Consider the following 21,257-nt stretch of genomic DNA (forward strand, 5'->3'; position numbering starts at 1 on the left):
TCATAAAGGACCCCAAATCCTAATCGGTGTTAAATCATCAGATGTAACCTTTTCCTGTAATTAAGGCACTTATAATTAAGAACATAATTTCAAGTGAAGTTACTGAGCTACTGCTGGTTTGTCTGCATTGACAGCCAAATCGCTCAGGTAGACTCCCGTACCATCGCCAATCGCATAGTTCATTACACGTTTGTTCACTGGAGACAACTCTGCACGGTACAGTGTTGGGAATACAGGCACTTCTTCAATCATGTATTCCTGCCATTGCTTGTAGATCTCTTTGCGTTTCTCTACGTCAAATGCTTCTGCGGACAATCCTTGTGCAAGCAGCTTGTCGTTTTCTTCGCTGGACCAGCGTGGGAAGTTATACAATGCGTCGCGTCCGTACAGACCGGATGGGTCAACGTCGATGCCGACGCTCCATGCCGCCTGGTAAACATCAACCGTAGGATCGTCTTTACCTGTGTTACCTACACGGTCATAGAAGTTGTTAAACTCAACCATTTCAAGGTTTACTTTCAGACCAATCGCTGCCCAAGATTGCACATAATAACGAGCCAGTGGTTCAGCTGTATCTCCACCGGTCATGGAGATGAAGTTGATTTCCAGCGGAGAGCCGTCCGGATTCGTACGGAACTCGCCATTCATTTTGTAGCCTGCTTCATCCAAAAGTTTCTTTGCCGCTTCCGGATCGTAAGTTACGCCCGGGTTGGAGGCGTCATGGAATTCCGGATGGGATGGCGGAATCAGCGTTGTTGCATTCCAGCGCAGACCGTTGTAGAAACGTTTACCTACTTGATCGTTGTCTACAGCCAGCCACATCGCCTTACGCAGGTTTTTATCAGCCATTTTGGCATCTGGATTCGTCACGACTTTGCCGTTCTCGGCATCCCATGTTCCGAGTTTGAAACCAATGTATGTGTATGCCCGATCAATCATGCCGAGGTATTCCACATTGGACATGTCTGCATTGTCTTTGTACTGATCCGTCGGGAAGGAGTCTACCATGTCTACTCCTCCGGATTTAAGTTCCTGTACAACCGTTGTCGGGCTGATGACTTTCAACGTTACTTTATCCAGCTTCGGAGCGCCGCGCCAGTAGTCCTCGTTTTTCGTGTACACAACAGACTCGCCCGGAACGATGCTTTCCACTTTGAATGGACCGAAACCGATCGGTTTTTCGCGCACTGCTTTGGAAGAAGACATATCGGCTACATCCATGTCGCCAAAGATATGTTTCGCCAAAGGATATGTCCACACGCCGCCTGTCAGCAGGGACGGTGTAGCTTCTTTATACGTAATGCTGATTTTTTTGTCGCTCAGCACTTTGATGCCGGAAATAGTTTTGGCTTTTCCAGCATGAAACTCTTCCATACCCACAATGCTTGTAAAGTTGGAATCGTAACGCGGACCGTCATAGCCTTTGCTTCCGATCACTTCATAAGCAAACTGCAGGTCTTCGGCGGTTACAGGTTTGCCGTCATGCCAATTTACGTTGTCGCGGATCGTCAACGTAAACGTTTTGCCGTCTTCGGACGTTTCGTAGGTTGCAGCGCCATCATTGGTATATACATAGTTGGCATCCCAAGTCAGAAGCCCTTCATCAAACCACTGCAGCACCTGGGAGTCCGGGTTACCCGAGTAGAAGTTATAATTCAGAGTTCCCTCAAAAGCCGTATCAGATACGAGACCGAATGTAATTGAACCGCCTTCGATGGCCGTTCCTTCATTCGTTTTGACATTGCTGAAATCTTTGATGTTGTAAATGCCTTCTTCATTGGCAGGCTTCTCTTCGTTCTTGGCCTCACCGGAATTGGCCGGAGGCGTTGTTGGCGTCGCCTCTTCCTTCTCTGAACTGCAGGCCGCAAGCACCAGTACAAAGACAAGCATCATGGTGAAAAAAATACCCCTTGAAAATAGTCCCTTCTTCATGAACCTTCCTCCCTTTTTTTAACCTCTTCTTTGTCTTGCATCCGTCGCACGCTTCAGAGCCTGACCGACATTATTTATACTCAACATCAGTACCAGAATCAGTAATGATGCAGGTAGCCATATCCACCATCTGGATTCCAGGGTTTGCGGATTTTGAGCATAGCTTACGAGAGTACCAAGACTTGGCGTACTTTCGGGAAAACCGAATCCCAGAAAGGACAGCCCGGATTCAAGGCCGATGTTTGCGGCCAGATTCAACGTCATCGTCACGATGATAATGGAGCTCAGATTCGGAAGAACCTGCGAAATCATGATTTTCAAGTGGGACGAACCCAAGGTTTTGGATGCTTTTACGTATTCCAGTTCCCTCTCTTGCAGCGCTTTGGAGCGGATCAATCTCGCAATCCCCATCCATAGAAATGCCGTCATGATTAACGAAAAGGAGACAATGCTATATTTAGGCACGGCGGTGACAAACGCAATAACGATCATCAACATCGGCAGGATCATGAAGAAATCAACCACACGCATGAAAATGTTATCGATGACACCTCCGAAGTAACCCGAGATCAATCCGAAGAAAATACCGATTGCACCCGTCATCAAGGTGACGAGAATGCCGATCGTCAACGAATTCCGAGTACCGATGATGAGCTGTCCGAACACGTCGCGGCCACCATAATCAGTACCTAACCAGTAGTCGGCGGAGGGCGGTTCATATAATGCGAACAGGTCTACCTTTACGATCTCGTCCTGATCAAGAATCAGAGCCGTCCCGTACACCAGAAGAATGACCACGCCCAAAAATATAAGTGAAATGAGTGCTACTTTATCCCTTACGATTTCCCTCCACAAGATGTTCATGCTTGAGGGGCTTTTATCCACTTTATGTGAGTTTACGACGACCTCGTTGGCCTTGCTCATTTGTTTTCACCCCGAAATGTTCAAGTTCTTACTTGATCCGAATGCGCGGATCGACAACGCCCAGAATAACGTCAGACAAAAGCGAACCCAAAATCGTAGCTATGCCGTATAAAAGAACAAGCGCGGTAACGACGCTGAAATCGCGAAGCGAGATGGAGTTGAGGAACAGCGAACCCATGCCCGGATAGCTGAAAATGCTCTCGATGAAAATGGTCCCTCCAATCAAGCCCGTAATTTCATAACCGAAAAACGCGGCAATCGGCAAAAGGGAGTTGCGCAAAATGTGTCTGTTGTAAACCCTCGATTCCGAAGCGCCCTTGGCTCTCGCCGTAAGAACGAATTCCTTGTGCTTGATATCGATAATTTCGCTTCGCAAATATTGGACGGTAGATACCGTCGTGATCAAGGCCATGGAAAGGGCCGGCAATAACAAATGGTAGAACTTGCTCATCACATAACTGAATGTCCCCGGCGTTTGTCCGGGAGCCACGCTGCCTCCGGTCGGGAACCATCCGAAATGGAATCCGAAGATCCACAACATCACCAGCGCAAAAATGAACAGCGGTGCGGCAAAGCCCAAATAGGTATACCCCGTAATCAAACGATCCGACCACGTGTCGTTGTATCGGCCGCTGATGATTCCGAGCGGAATGGCAATCAGGTACGTAAGGATCAGCGTTGCCAATGCCAGCCAGAACGTGTTGGCCACACGTTGGCCAATGAGGTCCATAACAGGCATTTTGAAACGGAAAGACTGTCCGAAATCGCCCTGCAAAGCATTCCGGATCCAATCCCAGTACTGCACGTACCAAGGATTGTTAAGCCCCAACCGTTCCCTCTGCTCCTCAAGTGCTTTCGGATCGACGCTTGGATCGAGCAGACCCGTTAGAGCGTCTCCCGGCATGGCCTTGGCCATCAGAAAAACGAGCAGACTGAGCAATATAATTTGGGGAATCATTATGAAAATTCTGCGTACGATTGTTTTCCACATATGGCCTTCAACCTTTCTGAGGGAGAGCTACACGGTGGGTATCCGAAATGGATCGCAGCGAGTAAGCCAGCCCTTCCTCATCAAAGAAATTTCGATAAGAATTCTCGTATTCGGATTTGACCGTCTGGCGGAATGCAATCATTTCGTCCCGCTTGGTCGGATCCATATCCGGAATGGCCGCGATCAGCCGCTTCGTATAGATGTGCTGCGGATTCTCGAAAATATCCGCCGTCGTCCCCTGCTCCACGTAACGACCCTTATACATAATCCCGATTTGATCACACATGTGCCGGATAATACCGAGGTCATGGCTGATGAACAGATAAGTAAGATTCAGTTCCTTCTGAATGTCCTGCATAAAGTTAAGCACCTGCGCTTGGACCGACACGTCCAGAGCGGATACAGGCTCATCCGCAATAATGAGCTTCGGCCTCAGGGCAATCGCGCGGGCGATTCCGATCCGCTGCCGTTGGCCTCCGGAAAATTCATGAGGGTATTTGTATATCGATTCGGGGCTAAGCCCCACCTTTTCCAGCAAATCTCTGACTTGCGTCTTCTCCTCTGCAGGCGACAGCTTCTCGTAGTTGCGAAGCGGTTCGGCGATAATGTCCAGAACACGTTTCTTAGGGTTCAACGAAGAATACGGATCCTGGAAGATCATTTGCACGTCGCGCTGGAGCTGCCGATCTTTGCGTCGTTCTTTGGTAAGGTCCTTGCCGTTGAACAGAATCTTACCAGCAGTTACATGGTTCAGACCGATTACAGCCCGACCCGTCGTCGTCTTGCCTGAACCCGACTCCCCGACAAGTCCATATGTTTGCCCTTCTTCAATGGAGAAGCTTACATCGTCGACCGCCTTGATGCTTCCGATCTCTCTCCTGAACAGCCCCCCGCGAATCGGAAAATGAATTTTGAGTCCTTCTACTTCAAGTAGTGCCATGTTGTTATTCCTCCTTCGCCTGATCAGGGAAATGAAAGTGCTGGTAACAGGTACACCTTACAAAGTGACCTGGTGCAATTTCATGCAACTCCGGGTTGTCTTCGTGAGCCGCATCGTTAATCCATGGAATTCTGGATTTGAAACGGCATCCTGTGCGAGGTAGGTTCTTTAATGAAGGGACGATGCCCTGAATGACGTGCAGTTTTGTTTTTTCTTCGGATAAAGTCGGAATGGAATTTAATAAGGAACGTGTATATGGATGTTTGGCATTGCTCATCAATGTGTAGATATCTGCAATCTCAACAATTTCGCCTGCGTACATGACGGCCACTCGATCAGCCATTTCAGCCACTACGCCAAGATCATGGGTAATCAGGATGATCCCCGCATGAATCTCGTTCTTCAAATCCCGGATCAGTTCCAGAATCTGCAGCTGAATCGTTACGTCTAGCGCCGTTGTCGGTTCATCGGCAATTAACAACTCGGGTTTATTGGCTATCGCGATCGCGATGACCACCCTCTGCCGCATACCCCCGGACAATTCGTGAGGATATTGCTTATATACATGTTCAGGGCGGGGAATGCCCACTTGATTAAGCAGGTCAATGACTCTGTCTTTCTTCTCTTTGGAAGATAGCTTCGGTTCATGCAAGGTCAGTATCTCTTCGATCTGATCGCCGATGACCATAAGAGGATTTAGTGCGGAAAGAGGATCTTGAAAAATCATGGCCAGCTCTTTGCCGCGGAGTTTGTTCAATTTATTGGATGGCAGGTTGGCGATATTCTCGCCTTTGTACAAAATTTCGCCTTCAATCTTGGCCTTGTTATGGAGACCCATAATCGAAAAGGCAAACGCGCTTTTGCCTGATCCGGATTCACCTACGATGGCAAGCACTTCATTCTTTTTAACCTTTAGGTTAACATGATCCACCGCCGGGTAGTATTCATCTTCAATTCTGAATGACGTCGTTAGATTTCTGACTTCCAATAGTTCTGTATTCAACTCGATCACCCTAACCCCAAAATTTCCGCAGATCGCTTCGTTTCAAAGGATTCATTGGATGTATATTTCCATTTTCCAGAATCATATGAACGAAAGTCTATGCAAATTACCTTTTAATTGTAAAAAGAGCTATGAAAGCTCATTTAGACCGTTGGTCAATTAATGCTCACAATTCCTAGTGGGATTATACTGGAAAATAATTAATGTAATCATACGTGTAAATTTAGATGACGTCAATCATTATTTTGAGATTTTTGGTATAAATGTTTTCTATGCTACATATATGGGTATTTATTATGCATTAAAGGTAAAATAAAGGAAGGTTGTACGTAGAGGATGTCCCTTTTATGGGATTTATTACAATTTGATTGCAAGAAGTGTTACAAATATGACATTACTGTTACATCAGATCCAATGTTCAAGCATCAGGAAATGTGGTTTTCTGTAACTTTCATGTTATGTTTCGTGCCAAAAATACATTTTCCTAAATTTGTCCATGTCAGGCGGACAGCAAACAATTTTATCCAAAACTTCTTTCTTTACGCCCTTCATCAGATGATTGTAAAAATCCTAGTTATTATAGTATATGTTCATTTATTTGCTGCTGTAAAGAATGAATTGTCAACTTTTATCATTTATTTTACAAAAGGTTGAAAAAAGTCCTGCAATAAGCAGGACTTTTTTAATATTTATGCGTTTATATCAATATTTATAATATCAATGTACTCCCTCTGTTGGCGGCCGCTTCCCACGCTTTAACTCGTTAATGCTTAAGCCAAAATCCATTTGCAAGTGAGGATAATCCGGGAAATTTGCCCAGTCCCCGCCCCAAGTGAATCCCAGCTCCTTGGCAATGTCCACCACTTCCATCCAATCCGCTTTACCGTTTCCGTTATCGTCGCGTTCCATATCCCATACGATGTCTCCATCCGGCGTCCGAAGGGCAAAATCAATGGCCAGTCCATAATTATGATATGATTCTCCGCCGCGGGCATTCGTAACGATGTTCCCTGCCAAGGCTCTCCCTTGTTCAAAAAGCTGATCCTGTTCCTCTATACTGCGATACCCATGCGTGATGACAACTTCAATGCCGATTCGAGCCGCCTTACGCACGAGCAATTGCTCGCCTTCCACGACCTTGGGATGAAGACCAGTAATCGGTACCGCTGCTTGCTGTTTGCCTGGCCATATTTCATGCACGCGATCCTCTTCCTGGATCCATACGTAAACGACCGAAATCAGCAATGTGGCAACAATCCATGATCCAAGCCGCCTTTTCCGCTTTTGCTTCATTCTGCGCTTTGATTTATTCATAGATTCTCCTGATGTGTGTTCTTTCGTCCAACACTGCATTCATAGACTCTATTATTATAAAACATTTCGCTGCAAAATGCCTCTCGGCGCGATTAGCGAAGGATCTTCCCGAAATGCAAAAAAGCAGCCGGCGATTAAGCCGACTGCTTCGTATCCAAGCTGAGTAAATACTACTCAGTTGTGTATGGCAGCAATGCGATTTGACGGGAGCGTTTGATGGCAATCGTCAGCATGCGTTGATATTTAGCGCTAGTACCTGTTACACGGCGTGGCAAAATTTTTCCACGTTCGCTGATAAATTTACGGAGCAAGTCCGTATCTTTATAGTCGATGTGAGTGATTTTGTTCGCAGTGAAGAAGCACACTTTACGACGTTTGTTGCGGCCGCCGCGGCGAGCCGGTCTTTTATCGTTGTCTCCGCCTTCTCTTTGCTTGAAGCTCATGCTTTTCAGTCCTTTCCTATCGTTATTCCGCCAACTCGTATGAGAAGCGGTTCACGTTAAAATGGCAAATCATCATCCGATATGTCAATCGGTTTTCCGTCATCGGAAAAAGGATCCTGATTGTTACTGCGCGAATAGCTGTTGTTGTTGTTATTCGCACGTCCGCCGCCTCCGTAAGAAGGCTCCTCACGCATTTGTCCGCCACCGCCGCTATTGTTGCTATCGCGGTTAGACTCCAAGAAACGAACGTTATCGGCAATAACTTCGGTTACGTATACACGTTTACCTTCGTTATTTTCGTAATTTCGTACTTGAATGCGTCCTTCGACTGCAGCCAGACGCCCTTTGCGCAAATAGTTTGCACACGTCTCAGCAAGCTGTCTCCAGGTTACGACCGGAATGAAATCCGCTTCCCGCTCGCCTCCTTGGCTCGTAAACGGTCTGTCTACTGCCAAAGTAAATTGCGTAACTGCTACCCCAGCCGGAGTATAACGCAGTTCAGGGTCCCGAGTTAATCGGCCGATCAGAATGACACGGTTCAACAATGTAATCCCCTCCTTCAGAGCGTGTTAGGTACAATCATCACGGGTTGTCTTAAGCAACAACGTCGTTCGTAATGAGATAACGAATGACTTCGTCAGAAATTTTCATGAGACGCTCAAGTTCGTTAACAACTGCTGGTTCAGCAGTGAAGTTAACCAGAACGTAAACCCCATCACGGAATTTCTTGATCTCATACGCAAGACGGCGTTTACCCATAACGTCGTGAGCAGTAACCTCACCACCGCCGTTGGAGATGATGCCTTGGAATTTTTCGACTGTAGCTTGAACAACTTCTTGCTCAACGTCAGGACGAATAATGTACATCACTTCATATTTGCGCATAATTTTCACCTCCTTATGGACTTCGGCCCTCAATCCGAGTTGAGAGCAAGGAACGAGCACAAACTCGAACCATATTACTATAACAAAAACAACACCCGAATGCAAGCAAACGTTCCCTTTATTCTTTGCACATGATCAATTCCCGGTTGGAGCACACTATATGGGCAGCACGAACGACCATATTCAAGGAGGGAAGCACCATGGGTGAACGAACCGAGTTTGAACCTGGAGACAAGGCACCGAACGATGGTGAATATACGGAGGTTGGGGAGCGAAGTTTTCACACGGAGATCCAAAATCCTAAACGGGTAACGCTGAAAAAAGGCGAGCCTTTTCCCGAAACGAGCAATCACAATCGCAAATGGAAAAAGCTGACCAAGGCACGGGTGCATTAAGAGCAACTTTTTTTTCGGAGGGCTGTATATAATCCGTCAACATGCACATAATACAATTAGGCGATACACAAGAGAGGTGTGGTTCCGTTGGACTACGTAGCCGAACTTGATTGGTTCGTTGGAGATGCATCACGTAATATGAAGAAGCAAGTGGTAAGTGCGTAAGACCATTCGTCTGAAGCACGTGTATTGCTCAGCAGTACGCCAGGTTTCTGACCGTTACGACCGATTGTTTTCTAACTAAACGCTGTATCGCCTTAGAGAGCCCTTCGGGGCTCTTTATCTGTTTTTGCAGCTTTTCACGTTGTCCATAAGCTTAATATGAAAGATGAACCATCAGACTAAAACGAAAAGACCTTCCATTAAGGAAGGTCTTTATCTTCATTTGATAACGTTAGTAGTTAGTGGCGGAAAGGGTGGGATTCGAACCCACGCACGCTTTGACACGCCTAGCTGATTTCGAGTCAGCCCCCTTGGGCCTCTTGGGTACCTTTCCGCAGCAATACTGATTATAGCACAGTTAATCGGATATGGCAATAGCTTATCCAATTAATTTGTAATCGGCCATTGCTATGGCTGTACTGCATTCAATTACTCGTCCGTTTTAACCTCGGTTTCTTCTTCGGCAAGCGTAGAACGCAGTACTTTTTTCAGGCTTTTTTCAAATTTGGCTCTAGGAATCAGAACACTGTGCTTGCACCCCACGCACTTGATCCGGATATCCATGCCCATGCGAATGATTTCCATCTCATTGCTTCCGCATGGGTGCTGCTTCTTCATCTGCACGATATCGCCAAGTTGAAAAATTTTACGCTCCACCTCTTCCATCCCCCTCGTCCTTTTCCTGGGCTGAAGCAAACTCCAGCGCAGCCTGACTGCTGTTATCCCGGTATTCGAACATTTTTTTCACATCGCTCTGGATTTGGCGTTCCACCGATGCCCGCGAATTGGGCATACACTCGGCTACGATTCGCACTACATACTCTGAGGTCGTCATAGACTGAATGCCGAGCACATCAGGAACCTTGACGATATTGAGATCGCGGTCCTCGATGCCGGCGAGGGCCCTTTTTACAAGATGGACAGACTCATCCAAGCTCTGCTCTGCTTTCATTGGAATATCGACAACAGCAAGGGAGTTGGACATGGAGAAGTTCGTCACGCTCGCGATCGTACCATTAGGAATGATATGAACCTCACCCTGCCAGCTCACCAATTTAGTCGTTCTCAGACCAATCACTTCCACTGTTCCTTTGTAAGAGCCGGTCTGAATGACATCTCCCACGGCGAACTGATCTTCAAGAATAATGAAAAATCCGGTAATAACGTCCTTGACAAGGCCCTGAGCCCCGAACCCGATGGCAAGACCAAGCACGCCGGCACTAGCCAATAGCGGTCCTACCTTGACGTTCAGCTCCGACAGCACCAGCAATACCATAATAAAGTTACACGTAATGGAGGTCGCATTTTTAAGCAGCTCGCCAACCGTTACGAACCTCCGTGGATTCACGCGTATCCGTCCTTCTTGTTTGCGGGACATGGAACGGTCGATGATTCGATGCACTACCTTTATGGCAATACGTGTAAGAATGAAAATAATGATCAGACGAAGCGAACTGAACAGAATGCTCATCCACATTTCGCCATCGGTTAACTGGTTCCACAATTTATCTGTCCACCGGATAGCGGTCTGAACGGCTTCCTCCGACGTGGAGGTCGGTGGTTCTGTCGCAAATTCAAAGGGCAACATGATGACTCCCTCCTCTACATCGGTATGTTATCATAGCTTGTTTCATTTTTGAAATAGAGGCCCCTGATCTCGACGAATTCATTGCGAATGATCTGCTGAACTCTGGCAAGATCCTCTTTGGGGAATTGGATGCATAATGCGCAGCCTGCCGTAATTTCCTTCGGCGTTGGAAACAAATCAATTTCGATCTCCGCAAACTCAAGCAGCATCTCTGCCCTAAGCGCCTGCTGGGTCGAATCAAAAGCAATAAGCAGCCAATCATCCAACCATTCGTCCATGTTCGATCCCTCCAAAAAAGCCTGACTGACAAAGTATAAAATCTTCTATCCTTCCATATACTGATACTACCATTTCAAGGGGAGAGGATAGATCCTATGAATCCAACTTCACATTCCTTTTCGTCTCATGATACCACCAGTCTAAAGATTTCGCATACTGATCCTGGCGCCCGCTCCGCTATTATCCACCGTTTAATGTTCCATCTATACAAAGCCCATTCCCTGCGAAATGTCGTCGTGGTGTGCATCGGCACCGATCGCTCAACCGGCGATTGCCTTGGCCCGCTTGTGGGTTCGTCCCTGTCGAAATGGGACAGCCCCCTCTTTCACCTATACGGGACCCTCGACGAGCCTGTGCATGCCATGAACTTGCAGGATACGTTGAATAAAATCAACGCAGCCCATCACAATCCCTACATTATTGCCGTCGATGCCTGTCTGGGACAATCATCCAGCGTTGGATGCATTCAAGTCGTTAACGGTCCATTAAAGCCTGGAGCAGGCGTAAATAAAGAATTACCGCCGGTCGGCGATATCCATCTTGCTGGTATCGTTAACGTCGGCGGTTTCATGGAATACTTTGTTTTACAGAACACCCGGCTGAGCCTTGTCATGCGTATGTCCGAAATGATCGCCAGCAGCTTGTATTCCGCCATTCGCGAATGGCATACCCGTTCTACTCTGCTTGCTGTGCGAGACTGATAGCTTCCTTTTCCTCCGGGGATAGGGTATACGAGGATTCTCCCCCTTTAAGAGGTTTAGCGTACACATAAGAACCATCACGGTTAAAAATGCCCGTTAATACCATGCCATCTTGGCTGTCGTTGATCATGGCCACGGAGAAGCTGAGATCGCCGCCGTTTCCGCCAAAGGCATTGTACCGTTTTACGCCAACCTTGCTCTGGATGCGGGCCAGTTTCTGCGTAATCGTCTGCAACTGGTTCGTTTGCATCTGATGCCCATCCTCAATGCTATCCATTTGGATTTTGAGGTTGATCAGCAATGACTCCAAATCCTCGACGCCGCTGCCGGCCATCATTGCTTCGTATTTTCGCTTGAACTTTCGAAGTCTTGCTCCTTGGGCAATGCTCACAATCAATAAAATTACCGTCAATAATGCCAATCCGCCAATAATCCATAGCAGCTGTTCCAGAATCAGCTCGTTTATTTCAGCCATGTAGTGTAACTACCCCTCTGTTTGTTCAAATTCATGTTTGCGTCTGTTGCATCAAGACGGTATCCCACATGTTCCTATTGTTGCCTGGCGGCATTCCATTCCCTAGATTAACCTAACCCTCTTCTTCTAATCAACCCGAAAATTGTAACATGTAAACACCAAAAAGATACAAATATGGAAATCTACGCGGCGAATTCGTATTATAAAGGTGTCTTTCAGGTGAAAAGTCGTCCCTAAGTCTACTCTTATTCCATGTTTGCCAGCTCTTGTACAGCCTCGATGAGGGCATTCACCTCATCCTTTGTAGTACTGTATCCCACGCTTGCCCGTACGGCTCCACTTGCCGTCGTCCCCGCCGATTCATGCGCAAGCGGGCTGCAATGGAATCCTGCCCTTACGGCAATGCCGAAGCGCCGGTCAAGTTGAAATGCCAATTGGGCCGAATCGCAGCCTTCTAGGGTAAAGGATAACAAGCCTGTGCGTGGTTGATCAGGTTTCGGTCCCAGCATGTGTATGCCTTTAATCGAAGACAGTCCATTCATCATATGCTGAATGAGTCCCCATTCATGCTGGTATATTTGTGCCGGATCCAAGGAGGATACATGCCTCACACCTGCCTCCAATCCGGCTATGCCCACCGTATTCGGCGTTCCGGCTTCATATCGGTCCGGCCGAATAAGGGGTTGTTCAATGGCTTCGGACTGGCTCCCCGTTCCCCCGTGGATCAAAGGCTGCACATCGAGTTCCGGACCTATGTAGAGTCCACCCGTACCCTGTGGGCCGAGAAGTCCCTTGTGCCCGGGAAATGCAAGCATATCGATCTCCAACTGCCGTACGTTCAAAGGCAAAATTCCAGCGCTTTGAGCGGCATCTACAAGCAATGTCGCCTTATGTTTATGAGCGAGCAGCGCAATCTCGCCGATAGGAAGTATGCTCCCGAGCAAGTTCGAACTATGCGTGCACACGACCAGCCTGGTGTTAGGTTTGAACATGCGCTGCATTTGCGCTAAATCAACATCGCCGTTCTGATCGACACCAACATAATCCACCTCAACACAGCGAGTCCGTCGTAAATACTCCAGCGGTCGCCGTACCGAATTATGCTCGGCCATCGTCGCAATGACATGATCCCCATGACGAACCCATCCTTGGATGGCGATGTTTAACGCTTCCGTTGTATTTGCTGTAAACGAGATATCGTTGGCATTATGAATGCCCAACAAGTTGGCTATTGACTTTCTGGCCCCGAACAGCACCCGGCTTGCCGAAACGGCCATGCGGTGGCTCCCTCTTCCGGGGTTGGCCCCAGATTGTTGCAAGGCATTCACCATGGCTTCTGCAACGGCTGGCGGCTTCGGCCATGATGTCGCGGCATGATCAAGATATATAATGTCTTGCACCTGAACTACCACCTCTACTTCGATGATGGCCACTTTTTCATTATGCGAGAAAAAAAGAATAATGACATATCAAGTCTCCAGCGTTCGGAGGCGATATGTCATTCTCATGAGAGGCCCCGCTGATGTTGCCCTACTTGGCTCTATTGCAGCAACTCTAACAGCCGTTCCAAATCCTGTTTGCTGTAGTAGTTAAGCTCGATTTTGCCTTTGTCCTTATTATGTTTGATCTTTACAGTTGTTTTGAAGCGTTCGCGCAGCGATTCTTCCAGCGTATCAATAAAAGGGTCCTTTTTCTTCACCTTGGCTTTGGCCTTCGCCTCGCCCAACTTGGAACGGTCCAGTTGTTGAACGGCTTCCTCCAGCTCACGAACGCTCCATTCTTGATCGATGGCCTGTTTGGCCAACTGTTTCATCATGTCCTGATCTTTTAACCCCACAATAGCACGAGCATGGCCCATGGATAACGTTCCACGTGAAACATAATCCTTAACTTCCTCCGGCAAAGCCAATAACCTCAAGAAGTTGGCAATATGCGAGCGGGATTTCCCTACTTTCACAGACAGTTCTTCTTGCGTTAATGAGAACTGTTCCATTAAGCCTTGGTAAGCGACAGCAACCTCCATTGCATTCAGGTTCTCCCGCTGCAAATTTTCAATAAGTGCAATTTCCATCACCTGTTGGTCACTAAAGCTGCGTACGACAGCAGGTATGGTTGTATTGCCGCAATATTGAGAAGCTCTGAAACGACGCTCACCTGCAATGATTTCATATCCTCTCAGCACTGTTCTGACAATAATCGGTTGAATAACGCCATGCTGGCGGATCGATTCGGCTAATTCGTGTATTGCATCTTCGTCAAAAACTTTGCGGGGTTGATATGGATTGGCCCGCAACTGATTGAGGGGGATTTCCACGACTTTGTCATCGTCATTGATTGAAAGCGATGGGATCAGGGCATCCAGGCCTTTTCCAAGCCGCTTACTCATAAGAAATCACTTCCTTCGCGAGCTCTAAATATACTTCCGCCCCTCTGGACCGAGGATCATACGTAATAATCGATTGGCCATGCGATGGAGCTTCGCTCAATCGAACATTACGCGGAATAATGGTCTGATACACCTTCTGTTGGAAATACTTCTTCACTTCTTCAATGACCTGAATTCCCAGGTTCGTGCGTGCATCAAACATGGTAAGCAGTACGCCCTCAATTTGCAAAGACGTATTCAAATGTTTCTGCACCAAACGCACCGTATTAAGCAATTGGCTTAATCCTTCTAACGCATAGTACTCACACTGAATCGGAATGATCACCGAATCGGAGGCTGTTAACGAATTGATGGTCAACATGCCAAGGGAGGGTGGGCAGTCGATCAGTATGTAGTCATAATTTTTTTTCACTAGGGCGAGTGACTTTTTCAAACGAACTTCCCTGGAAATCGTAGAAACCAACTCGATTTCCGCGCCAGCCAGTTGAATTGTTGCAGGGATAATATGAAGTCCTTCGATTTTCGTTTCCAAAATGGCTTCTTGGGGATGAACCTCATTAATCAACACATCATATATGCAGTTGGCCACATCTGCTTTATTAATTCCAACTCCACTCGTTGTATTTCCCTGAGGGTCAATATCGACGAGCAATACCCTTCTCCCGAGCGAAGCCAGACCTGCACCCAAATTAACAGATGTCGTCGTTTTCCCCACACCGCCCTTTTGATTGGCTATGGTCATAATCTTAGACAATTACTTCACCTCAAATATAGGAGTCTTTTCTTGTAGGTTTAGGTTTATGAGATATCGTTAACTAAAAGCAGGTGGCGATCATCCATTGCTGCAACAACCGTTTGTGCACCCTCATTCCCTTTCGTGCTGTCCATTCATGGCTTGCGTAGATAAAAAAAGCGGCCATTGCCGCCTCAAAGCTTCAATTATTTGCGCTTAGGTATATGAATGACGATTTCATAATGGTCTTCATGGTCCGATTCTTTCGTCTTAATATCCATGCCTGAACCAGTGACCATATCAATCGATTGCCTGATCGTATTGAGGGCAAGCCGTACATCCTTCGTATAGGATATGCGCTTCGATTTTTTCACTTTGGATGCTTCTTTATAAAAGGCTACCCGCGCTTCCGTTTGCTTGACGTTCAGTTCTTTGTCGATAATTTCTCCGAGCAGCTTCATTTGCAATTCCTCAGTGTCGAGGGAAAGCAGGGCCCGTGCATGCCGTTCCGATATTTTTCGTTCCATCAACGCCGTTTTCACGCCTTCCGGAAGCTGAAGCAGCCGGATTTTGTTCGCAATCGTGGATTGGCTCTTGCCAAGACGTTGAGCAAGGCTCTCCTGCGTGAGCTGGTGCAGGTCGATCAACTTTTGATAAGCAACGGCTTCTTCAATGGAAGTAAGCCCTTCCCGCTGCAAATTTTCGATCAACGCAATCGATGCCGCCTGTGAGTCATTGAATTCGCGCACGATGGCGGGAATTTGCTCCATACCCAGCTTGCGAACCGCGCGCCAACGCCGCTCTCCGGCGATAATCTCATAGGAGCCATTTCTCACCCGAACCACGATGGGTTGGATTACCCCATGGGTTCTGATCGTTTGCAACAGTTCGTCAATTTTCTCATCATCGAAAATGGTGCGGGGTTGATACGGGCTGCTCACAATTTCATTCACCGGGATTTGTTTTATTTCGTCACCGTTATTACGCTCCGCCAAACCAAACAACTTCGAAAATTGTTCTTTCATTCCGTATACTACCACCTAGTTTCATAATAGCGCTCGTCTGAAATCGAGGGCTTCTTATTCCATGCAAAGGATGCACATATTTGGATATGTCCTAAATACTCTATCATTGGTCATGCTCATAAAATCGATCTATATCATTCAACGTAAAGGCGATGTCCGCCAAGAGCCGATACTTCTATTCTACCATCTTTTCTTTCATAATCCTATGCTTACCTATTCTTTAAAACGGCTCAATTTTCCTGCTTTTGATCACTTTGAGAATCAATATTTTGGTCTGCGTCCTACGCAGGAATCTTCAGATGTCTATGTCTTTCTGTCTTGTTGAATACAATGGCTTGGCCTATTGCCAAACAAGGCAAGTTGTTCCATCTTTTTTGGGGCACAGCATATTTTCAGATGGATTTCTGCAAATCAATGTTTCGTTTCCATATTGGCTGCGCGAATACAGATCTAGATAACCACAATAATAAATCGGACCAGGCGACTGCGAGTACAGTACCATCTTCCGATCTCTGTATATCCAAATTTTTTTTAAAAGGGAAATCCGGTGATCAGTCCATGCTCCCGGTCCAGCTTTCTTTCCGAAACTTATAAGCGACCGCTTTGCTTCTTCAGATTGTCCTGCCTTTCCGATCCAGACAACCTCCAATCCAAACCGCACCTCATATTATCTTTAGCAGCGCTTCTGATCTTTCATTCTTTTTCTCTTATTCAAAAACAAACCCATATCTTTTTCATAACTGGCTCCTCTCAAGGATTTGCAAACCTCATTTTACTATAGCCAACCATCGCGTGGGTTGATGCTTGTCTTCGTCCAATCCTAAGGATTGTTGCTCCTTTTACGTATAGAAAAAAAGAGAATGTTTCACGTGAAACATTCTCTTTCCCTTTTGAACATGCCCCTCATATTCTGTTATTGAATCAACGGGGTCTTCAACGGCGTCCCCGGCTTGCGTGGATATTTATGAGGTGTCTTATCAAACTTCTGTACCAAAATAATGTGGCGTGCCGATTCCTCTACAGGAAGCTGGAACGGATGTACAGCCTTTACGCGTCCCTTCAATTGATTGAAGCTGAACTCGGCTTCCTTCATTTCATCACGAGGGTCCCCGCCTTTCATCGCGGCGAAGAATCCTCCTTTTTGCACAAATGGCAGACAGAACTCATTCAGAACGGCAAGCTTGGCGACTGCACGCGCAGTGACGAGATCATAGCGATCCCGGTAACCTTCCTTGCGTCCCAATTCCTCCGCACGTCCATGAATCAACTCAACGTCAGTCAACCCCAGCGTGTCCACCACATGCTGCAAGAAACCAATCCGTTTGTTTAAAGAATCAATGATCGTGAGCTTGATATGCGGAAAACAGATTTTAAGCGGTATTCCGGGAAATCCGGCGCCCGAACCGATATCTGCAAGTCGCTCAACCTTCTCCATATCCACATAAAAGGCGAGCGAAACCGAATCGTAAAAATGCTTGGTATACACCTGCTCCCGCTCGGTGATTCCCGTCAAATTCATCTTTTCATTCCACGATACCAATTCCTGAAAATAAAGCTCGAATTGCTCCAGCTGGCGTTCATCCAGCTCCATTCCATGCTCCTTCAAGCGTAACTGCAGCTGCTGTTGAATCGTATCCATTATTGTCCCCTTGCTGCGGTTACGCGGTTATAGTGCTCCAGGTATACGAGCAAAATGGAGACGTCCGCCGGCGTAACCCCGGAGATCCGGGATGCCTGACCAATGGAGATTGGGCGGATTTTCGACAGCTTTTGTTTCGCTTCCATCGCCAACCCATGAACGTCATTGTATTCGATGTCGGCCGGAATTTTCTTTTTCTCCATCTTCTGCAAACGTTCCACGTGGATCAATTGCTTTTCGATGTAACCCGCATATTTGATCTGAATTTCGACCTGTTCCTTCATCTCAGCCGTCAATTCAACCTCGGAAGGAGAAATGTCTGCAATCCAATCGTACGTAATTTCCGGACGGCGCATCAAAGTGAGCAATGTGCTTCCATCTTGAATCGGCGCAGATCCGGCAGCCTCCAGTTTATCGTTAACATCAGCAGGACGCACTTTGGTCGCTTTCAAACGCGCAATCTCTGCCTCTACCTTCGCTTTTTTGTCCAGGAATTTGGCGTAACGTTCTTCCGTAATCAATCCGATATCGTGACCAATTTCCGTCAGGCGCAAGTCCGCATTGTCATGGCGAAGCAAGAGGCGATACTCGGCACGGGAAGTCAACAAGCGGTAAGGCTCGTTGGTTCCTTTCGTAACCAGATCATCGATCAGCACGCCGATGTAGCCTTGGGAACGATCAAGCACAACAGGCTCTTTGCCTTGCACTTTGCGCGCGGCATTAATGCCGGCCATGATTCCTTGCCCTGCGGCTTCTTCATAACCGGAAGTCCCGTTGATTTGGCCGGCAGTGAACAATCCTGGCAGCCGTTTGGTTTCAAGCGAAGGCCAGAGCTGGGTCGGAACCATGGCATCGTATTCGATCGCATAGCCGTTTCGCATCATTTCTACGTTTTCCATCCCCGGGATCGAACGCAGCATACGAAGCTGCACATCCTCAGGCAAGCTGGTGGACAACCCTTGTACGTAATACTCGGATGTATTCTTGCCTTCCGGTTCCAGGAAAATTTGATGTTTTGGCTTATCGCTGAAACGCACGATTTTATCTTCAATAGAAGGGCAATAACGCGGACCCGTTCCTTCGATCAAACCAGAGAACATCGGTGCGCGATGCAAGTTGTCGTTAATAATCTGATGCGTTTCGACCGAAGTATACGTCAGCCAGCAAGGCAGCTGCTCGTTGTCGGAAGATTCCGTTTCATAGGAAAAGAACTTCGGTTCGTCATCGCCAGGCTGAATTTCCGTTTTGCTGAAATCAATCGTGTCTTTATGCACGCGCGGAGGCGTCCCTGTTTTGAAACGAACCAGCTCAAATCCCAACTCGCGCAGATGTTCCGACAATTTCAACGAAGGCTGTTGATTGTTCGGCCCGCTCTCGTACATCAATTCACCCATAATGATTTTGCCGCGCAGGTATGTTCCTGTGGTCAGCACCACCGCTTTGGCACGATACTCGGTTCCCGTCTGGGTTACAACGCCAACGCACTGCCCGTCTTCAACAATCAAACGATCAACCATCCCTTGGCGCATCGTCAGGTTGCGTTCGTTCTCCATCGTTTCTTTCATGGTATGCTGATAAGAGAATTTATCCGCTTGCGCACGCAAAGCATGCACTGCCGGACCTTTCCCCGTGTTCAGCATCCGCATTTGAATAAACGTTTTGTCGATGTTGCGTCCCATTTCGCCGCCCAACGCATCGATTTCACGTACGACATGCCCTTTGGCCGGACCTCCAATCGAGGGGTTGCACGGCATAAATGCCACCATATCCAGATTGATGGTGATCATCAGCGTTTTGCTTCCCATGCGGGCTGCGGCCAGAGCAGACTCCACGCCTGCGTGGCCTGCACCCACAACAATGACATCATAATTTCCGCCATCATAAGCCATTTTCAATCTACCTCCTTATGCCTTCGCATAGCATCATCTATATCCAAATCAACCAACGACCGTAAACCCTTACTTGCCCAGACAGAACTGGGAAAAAATCTGATCAATCAGCGCATCATGCGCCGTATCGCCCACGATTTCGCCAAGCTGTTCCCATGCCAGACGCACATCGATCTGGATCATGTCGATCGGAATCAACTGTTCGGCGGCTTCGAAAGCATCGATCAGCGATTGTTTCGCCTTTTTGAGCAGGGCGATATGCCGCACATTGCTCACATACGTCAAATCCGAAGACTCCAGCTTACCGCTGAAGAACAAGGTAGAGATCGCTTCTTCCAAACGATCCACGCCCAGATCATCTTTGACCGACATCGGCACAAGCCGTTCCTCCGGAATGTAACGGAGCAGCACATCGCGCTCCACCTGAGGCGCCAAGTCCATTTTATTCATAATGACAATGGATTGTCTACCGCGGATTTGTTCCAGCAATTCGATCTCATCCTGATGCAGCGACTCCGCCGCATTGACGACCATCAGCAGCAGATCCGCTTCATTCACCGCAGAACGTGAGCGCTCGACTCCAATCTGTTCAACGACATCCATTGTCTCACGGATCCCTGCCGTATCCAGAAGCTTTAGCGGGATATTGTTGATTGTCACATATTCCTCGATGACGTCGCGGGTCGTTCCCGGAATGTCGGTGACGATCGCGCGATTATCCTGAGCCAGCGCATTCAGCAGAGAGGACTTGCCCACGTTCGGCCGCCCGACGATGGCGGTCGTAATGCCTTCACGCAGTATTTTCCCTTGTTCGGCCGTTGCAAGCAATTGATCAATTTCGTTGATGACCAGGCTCGATTTTTCCTTGATAAAGTCGGCCGTCAGAGATTCGACATCATGCTCCGGATAATCGATATTCACTTCGATATGGGCTAGTGTCTCCACCAACGTATGTCTAAGATCCCTGATTTTTGTCGACAGCTTGCCTTCGACTTGTTTCAAAGCGACCGAGAAAGCGCGATCGGACTTGGAACGAATCAGGTCCATAACCCCTTCCGCTTGCGAAAGGTCGATCCGTCCATTCAGGAAAGCCCGCTTCGTGAATTCGCCGGGTTCGGCCAGACGAATGTCCAGCTGCAGCAGCAGGTCCATGACCCGTTTGACCGACACGATGCCGCCATGGGCGCTGATCTCCACGACATCCTCTGTCGTAAAGGAACGCGGTGCCCGCATTACGGTAACCAGCACTTCTTCCACCTTTTCGCCACTGGCCGGATCGATAATGTGACCATAATGTACGGTATGAGAGTCTGCCTGAGACAAAGGCGTTTTACTCCGAAAAATTTTCTCCGTCTCCTTAACCGAGTCCGGGCCGCTCACGCGAATGACCGCTATGCCTGCTTCGCCCAGAGCCGTTGATATCGCTGTGATCGTATCGCTGATCATTGCTCATCTCTCCTTGATCTATTTCAAATTTCGTCCCACAGGACGCCATGGAATTTCGTTTTATACGTAAATGCAAAAGCTTATTAGTACGAAAAAAGCAATGGCTT

At 47.6% G+C, this 21,257-nt stretch carries 22 protein-coding genes and 1 tRNA gene; 2 read left to right on the forward strand and 21 right to left on the reverse strand.

What is annotated here, in order from left to right; translation table 11 throughout:
• Positions 1-99: 99 nt before the first annotated feature.
• From opp4A to rpsF, 9 genes are all read right to left on the reverse strand, one after another.
• Positions 100-1,932: an oligopeptide ABC transporter substrate-binding protein gene (gene opp4A, locus MKY59_RS31040; protein ID WP_339275427.1), complete on the reverse strand. Its 1,833-nt coding sequence runs from the start codon at positions 1,930-1,932 to the stop codon at positions 100-102.
• 18 nt (positions 1,933-1,950) lie between these two features.
• Entirely contained in the window at positions 1,951-2,856 is a 906-nt protein-coding gene (locus MKY59_RS31045; RefSeq protein ID WP_339275428.1) for an ABC transporter permease, read from the reverse strand.
• 28 nt (positions 2,857-2,884) lie between these two features.
• Positions 2,885-3,847 carry an oligopeptide ABC transporter permease gene (gene opp4B / locus MKY59_RS31050; protein WP_339275429.1) on the reverse strand — a complete coding sequence of 321 codons (963 nt, stop codon included), beginning with the start codon at positions 3,845-3,847 and terminating at the stop codon, positions 2,885-2,887.
• A 7-nt stretch (positions 3,848-3,854) separates the two neighbouring features.
• Positions 3,855-4,787: an ATP-binding cassette domain-containing protein gene (locus MKY59_RS31055; RefSeq protein ID WP_339275431.1), complete on the reverse strand. Its 933-nt coding sequence runs from the start codon at positions 4,785-4,787 to the stop codon at positions 3,855-3,857.
• 4 nt (positions 4,788-4,791) lie between these two features.
• Positions 4,792-5,790 carry an ABC transporter ATP-binding protein gene (locus MKY59_RS31060; protein WP_339275432.1) on the reverse strand — a complete coding sequence of 333 codons (999 nt, stop codon included), beginning with the start codon at positions 5,788-5,790 and terminating at the stop codon, positions 4,792-4,794.
• 717 nt (positions 5,791-6,507) lie between these two features.
• Positions 6,508-7,104, reverse strand: coding sequence for a M15 family metallopeptidase (locus MKY59_RS31065; RefSeq protein WP_339275434.1), 597 nt, complete (start codon positions 7,102-7,104; stop codon positions 6,508-6,510).
• Positions 7,105-7,274: 170 nt separating this feature from the next.
• Entirely contained in the window at positions 7,275-7,547 is a 273-nt protein-coding gene (rpsR, locus tag MKY59_RS31070; protein WP_062327715.1) for a 30S ribosomal protein S18, read from the reverse strand.
• Positions 7,548-7,603: 56 nt separating this feature from the next.
• Complete coding sequence (gene ssb, locus MKY59_RS31075) at positions 7,604-8,092, reverse strand: single-stranded DNA-binding protein (RefSeq protein WP_236413659.1); 489 nt, start codon at positions 8,090-8,092, stop codon at positions 7,604-7,606.
• A gap of 49 nt (positions 8,093-8,141) precedes the next feature.
• On the reverse strand, positions 8,142-8,432 hold the full coding sequence (gene rpsF, locus MKY59_RS31080) for a 30S ribosomal protein S6 (RefSeq protein WP_236413660.1): 291 nt from the start codon (positions 8,430-8,432) through the stop codon (positions 8,142-8,144).
• Between the two features lie 200 nt (positions 8,433-8,632).
• Here rpsF and MKY59_RS31085 point away from each other — a divergent pair, with 200 nt between their 5' ends.
• Positions 8,633-8,827 (forward strand): YjzC family protein, encoded by a 195-nt coding sequence (locus MKY59_RS31085; RefSeq protein WP_236413661.1) that lies wholly within the window; start codon positions 8,633-8,635, stop codon positions 8,825-8,827.
• A gap of 405 nt (positions 8,828-9,232) precedes the next feature.
• Here MKY59_RS31085 and MKY59_RS31090 read toward each other — a convergent pair.
• From MKY59_RS31090 to MKY59_RS31105, 4 genes are all read right to left on the reverse strand, one after another.
• Positions 9,233-9,323 (reverse strand) — tRNA-Ser (locus tag MKY59_RS31090).
• A gap of 95 nt (positions 9,324-9,418) precedes the next feature.
• Positions 9,419-9,646, reverse strand: coding sequence for a DUF951 domain-containing protein (locus tag MKY59_RS31095; protein ID WP_236413663.1), 228 nt, complete (start codon positions 9,644-9,646; stop codon positions 9,419-9,421).
• Positions 9,636-10,577, reverse strand: coding sequence for a mechanosensitive ion channel family protein (locus tag MKY59_RS31100; RefSeq protein WP_339275437.1), 942 nt, complete (start codon positions 10,575-10,577; stop codon positions 9,636-9,638). Before MKY59_RS31100 ends, MKY59_RS31095 begins: the two co-directional genes overlap by 11 nt.
• A 14-nt stretch (positions 10,578-10,591) precedes the next feature.
• Positions 10,592-10,855 carry a DUF3343 domain-containing protein gene (locus tag MKY59_RS31105; RefSeq protein WP_236413668.1) on the reverse strand — a complete coding sequence of 88 codons (264 nt, stop codon included), beginning with the start codon at positions 10,853-10,855 and terminating at the stop codon, positions 10,592-10,594.
• Between the two features lie 96 nt (positions 10,856-10,951).
• Between MKY59_RS31105 and yyaC the strand changes: the two genes are divergently transcribed.
• Positions 10,952-11,557: a spore protease YyaC gene (gene yyaC, locus MKY59_RS31110; protein WP_236413670.1), complete on the forward strand. Its 606-nt coding sequence runs from the start codon at positions 10,952-10,954 to the stop codon at positions 11,555-11,557.
• Here the strand turns inward: yyaC and MKY59_RS31115 are convergent.
• The 8 genes from MKY59_RS31115 to mnmE all read right to left on the reverse strand — a co-directional run bounded on the left by MKY59_RS31115 (position 11,532) and on the right by mnmE (position 21,150).
• Positions 11,532-12,032 carry a DUF4446 family protein gene (locus MKY59_RS31115; RefSeq protein WP_236413671.1) on the reverse strand — a complete coding sequence of 167 codons (501 nt, stop codon included), beginning with the start codon at positions 12,030-12,032 and terminating at the stop codon, positions 11,532-11,534. The two genes, yyaC and MKY59_RS31115, sit on opposite strands and share 26 nt — an antisense overlap.
• 245 nt (positions 12,033-12,277) lie before the next feature.
• Positions 12,278-13,432, reverse strand: coding sequence for an aminotransferase class V-fold PLP-dependent enzyme (locus tag MKY59_RS31120; protein WP_339275439.1), 1,155 nt, complete (start codon positions 13,430-13,432; stop codon positions 12,278-12,280).
• 140 nt (positions 13,433-13,572) lie between these two features.
• Complete coding sequence (locus MKY59_RS31125; RefSeq protein WP_236413672.1) at positions 13,573-14,418, reverse strand: ParB/RepB/Spo0J family partition protein; 846 nt, start codon at positions 14,416-14,418, stop codon at positions 13,573-13,575.
• Entirely contained in the window at positions 14,411-15,172 is a 762-nt protein-coding gene (locus MKY59_RS31130; RefSeq protein WP_236413674.1) for an AAA family ATPase, read from the reverse strand. Before MKY59_RS31130 ends, MKY59_RS31125 begins: the two co-directional genes overlap by 8 nt.
• Before the next feature lie 185 nt (positions 15,173-15,357).
• Positions 15,358-16,176, reverse strand: coding sequence for a nucleoid occlusion protein (noc, locus tag MKY59_RS31135; RefSeq protein ID WP_236413675.1), 819 nt, complete (start codon positions 16,174-16,176; stop codon positions 15,358-15,360).
• Positions 16,177-17,089: 913 nt separating this feature from the next.
• Positions 17,090-17,815, reverse strand: a complete 726-nt coding sequence (gene rsmG, locus MKY59_RS31140) for a 16S rRNA (guanine(527)-N(7))-methyltransferase RsmG (RefSeq protein WP_236413677.1) — start codon at positions 17,813-17,815, stop codon at positions 17,090-17,092.
• The gene (gene mnmG, locus MKY59_RS31145) at positions 17,815-19,704 is read right to left on the reverse strand and encodes a tRNA uridine-5-carboxymethylaminomethyl(34) synthesis enzyme MnmG (protein WP_339275440.1); all 1,890 of its coding nucleotides are present in this window, start codon (positions 19,702-19,704) and stop codon (positions 17,815-17,817) included. The genes rsmG and mnmG overlap by 1 nt, the downstream gene beginning before the upstream one ends.
• A 69-nt stretch (positions 19,705-19,773) precedes the next feature.
• On the reverse strand, positions 19,774-21,150 hold the full coding sequence (gene mnmE / locus MKY59_RS31150; protein WP_339275442.1) for a tRNA uridine-5-carboxymethylaminomethyl(34) synthesis GTPase MnmE: 1,377 nt from the start codon (positions 21,148-21,150) through the stop codon (positions 19,774-19,776).
• Positions 21,151-21,257 lie beyond the last annotated feature (107 nt).

Source organism: Paenibacillus sp. FSL W8-0426, assembly GCF_037969725.1.
Taxonomy (GTDB): domain Bacteria; phylum Bacillota; class Bacilli; order Paenibacillales; family Paenibacillaceae; genus Paenibacillus; species Paenibacillus hubeiensis.

Bases quoted from the DNA above. Each gene is read 5' to 3' on its own strand.
- opp4A (WP_339275427.1), bottom strand. From the start codon at position 1,932: ATGAAGAAGGGACTATTTTCAAGGGGTATTTTTTTCACCATGATGCTT.
- MKY59_RS31045 (WP_339275428.1), bottom strand. From the start codon at position 2,856: ATGAGCAAGGCCAACGAGGTCGTCGTAAACTCACATAAAGTGGATAAA.
- opp4B (WP_339275429.1), bottom strand. From the start codon at position 3,847: ATGTGGAAAACAATCGTACGCAGAATTTTCATAATGATTCCCCAAATT.
- MKY59_RS31055 (WP_339275431.1), bottom strand. From the start codon at position 4,787: ATGGCACTACTTGAAGTAGAAGGACTCAAAATTCATTTTCCGATTCGC.
- MKY59_RS31065 (WP_339275434.1), bottom strand. From the start codon at position 7,104: ATGAATAAATCAAAGCGCAGAATGAAGCAAAAGCGGAAAAGGCGGCTT.
- rpsR (WP_062327715.1), bottom strand. From the start codon at position 7,547: ATGAGCTTCAAGCAAAGAGAAGGCGGAGACAACGATAAAAGACCGGCT.
- rpsF (WP_236413660.1), bottom strand. From the start codon at position 8,432: ATGCGCAAATATGAAGTGATGTACATTATTCGTCCTGACGTTGAGCAA.
- MKY59_RS31085 (WP_236413661.1), top strand. From the start codon at position 8,633: ATGGGTGAACGAACCGAGTTTGAACCTGGAGACAAGGCACCGAACGAT.
- MKY59_RS31100 (WP_339275437.1), bottom strand. From the start codon at position 10,577: ATGTTGCCCTTTGAATTTGCGACAGAACCACCGACCTCCACGTCGGAG.
- MKY59_RS31105 (WP_236413668.1), bottom strand. From the start codon at position 10,855: ATGGACGAATGGTTGGATGATTGGCTGCTTATTGCTTTTGATTCGACC.
- yyaC (WP_236413670.1), top strand. From the start codon at position 10,952: ATGAATCCAACTTCACATTCCTTTTCGTCTCATGATACCACCAGTCTA.
- MKY59_RS31115 (WP_236413671.1), bottom strand. From the start codon at position 12,032: ATGGCTGAAATAAACGAGCTGATTCTGGAACAGCTGCTATGGATTATT.
- MKY59_RS31125 (WP_236413672.1), bottom strand. From the start codon at position 14,418: ATGAGTAAGCGGCTTGGAAAAGGCCTGGATGCCCTGATCCCATCGCTT.
- noc (WP_236413675.1), bottom strand. From the start codon at position 16,176: ATGAAAGAACAATTTTCGAAGTTGTTTGGTTTGGCGGAGCGTAATAAC.
- rsmG (WP_236413677.1), bottom strand. From the start codon at position 17,815: ATGGATACGATTCAACAGCAGCTGCAGTTACGCTTGAAGGAGCATGGA.
- mnmG (WP_339275440.1), bottom strand. From the start codon at position 19,704: ATGGCTTATGATGGCGGAAATTATGATGTCATTGTTGTGGGTGCAGGC.
- mnmE (WP_339275442.1), bottom strand. From the start codon at position 21,150: ATGATCAGCGATACGATCACAGCGATATCAACGGCTCTGGGCGAAGCA.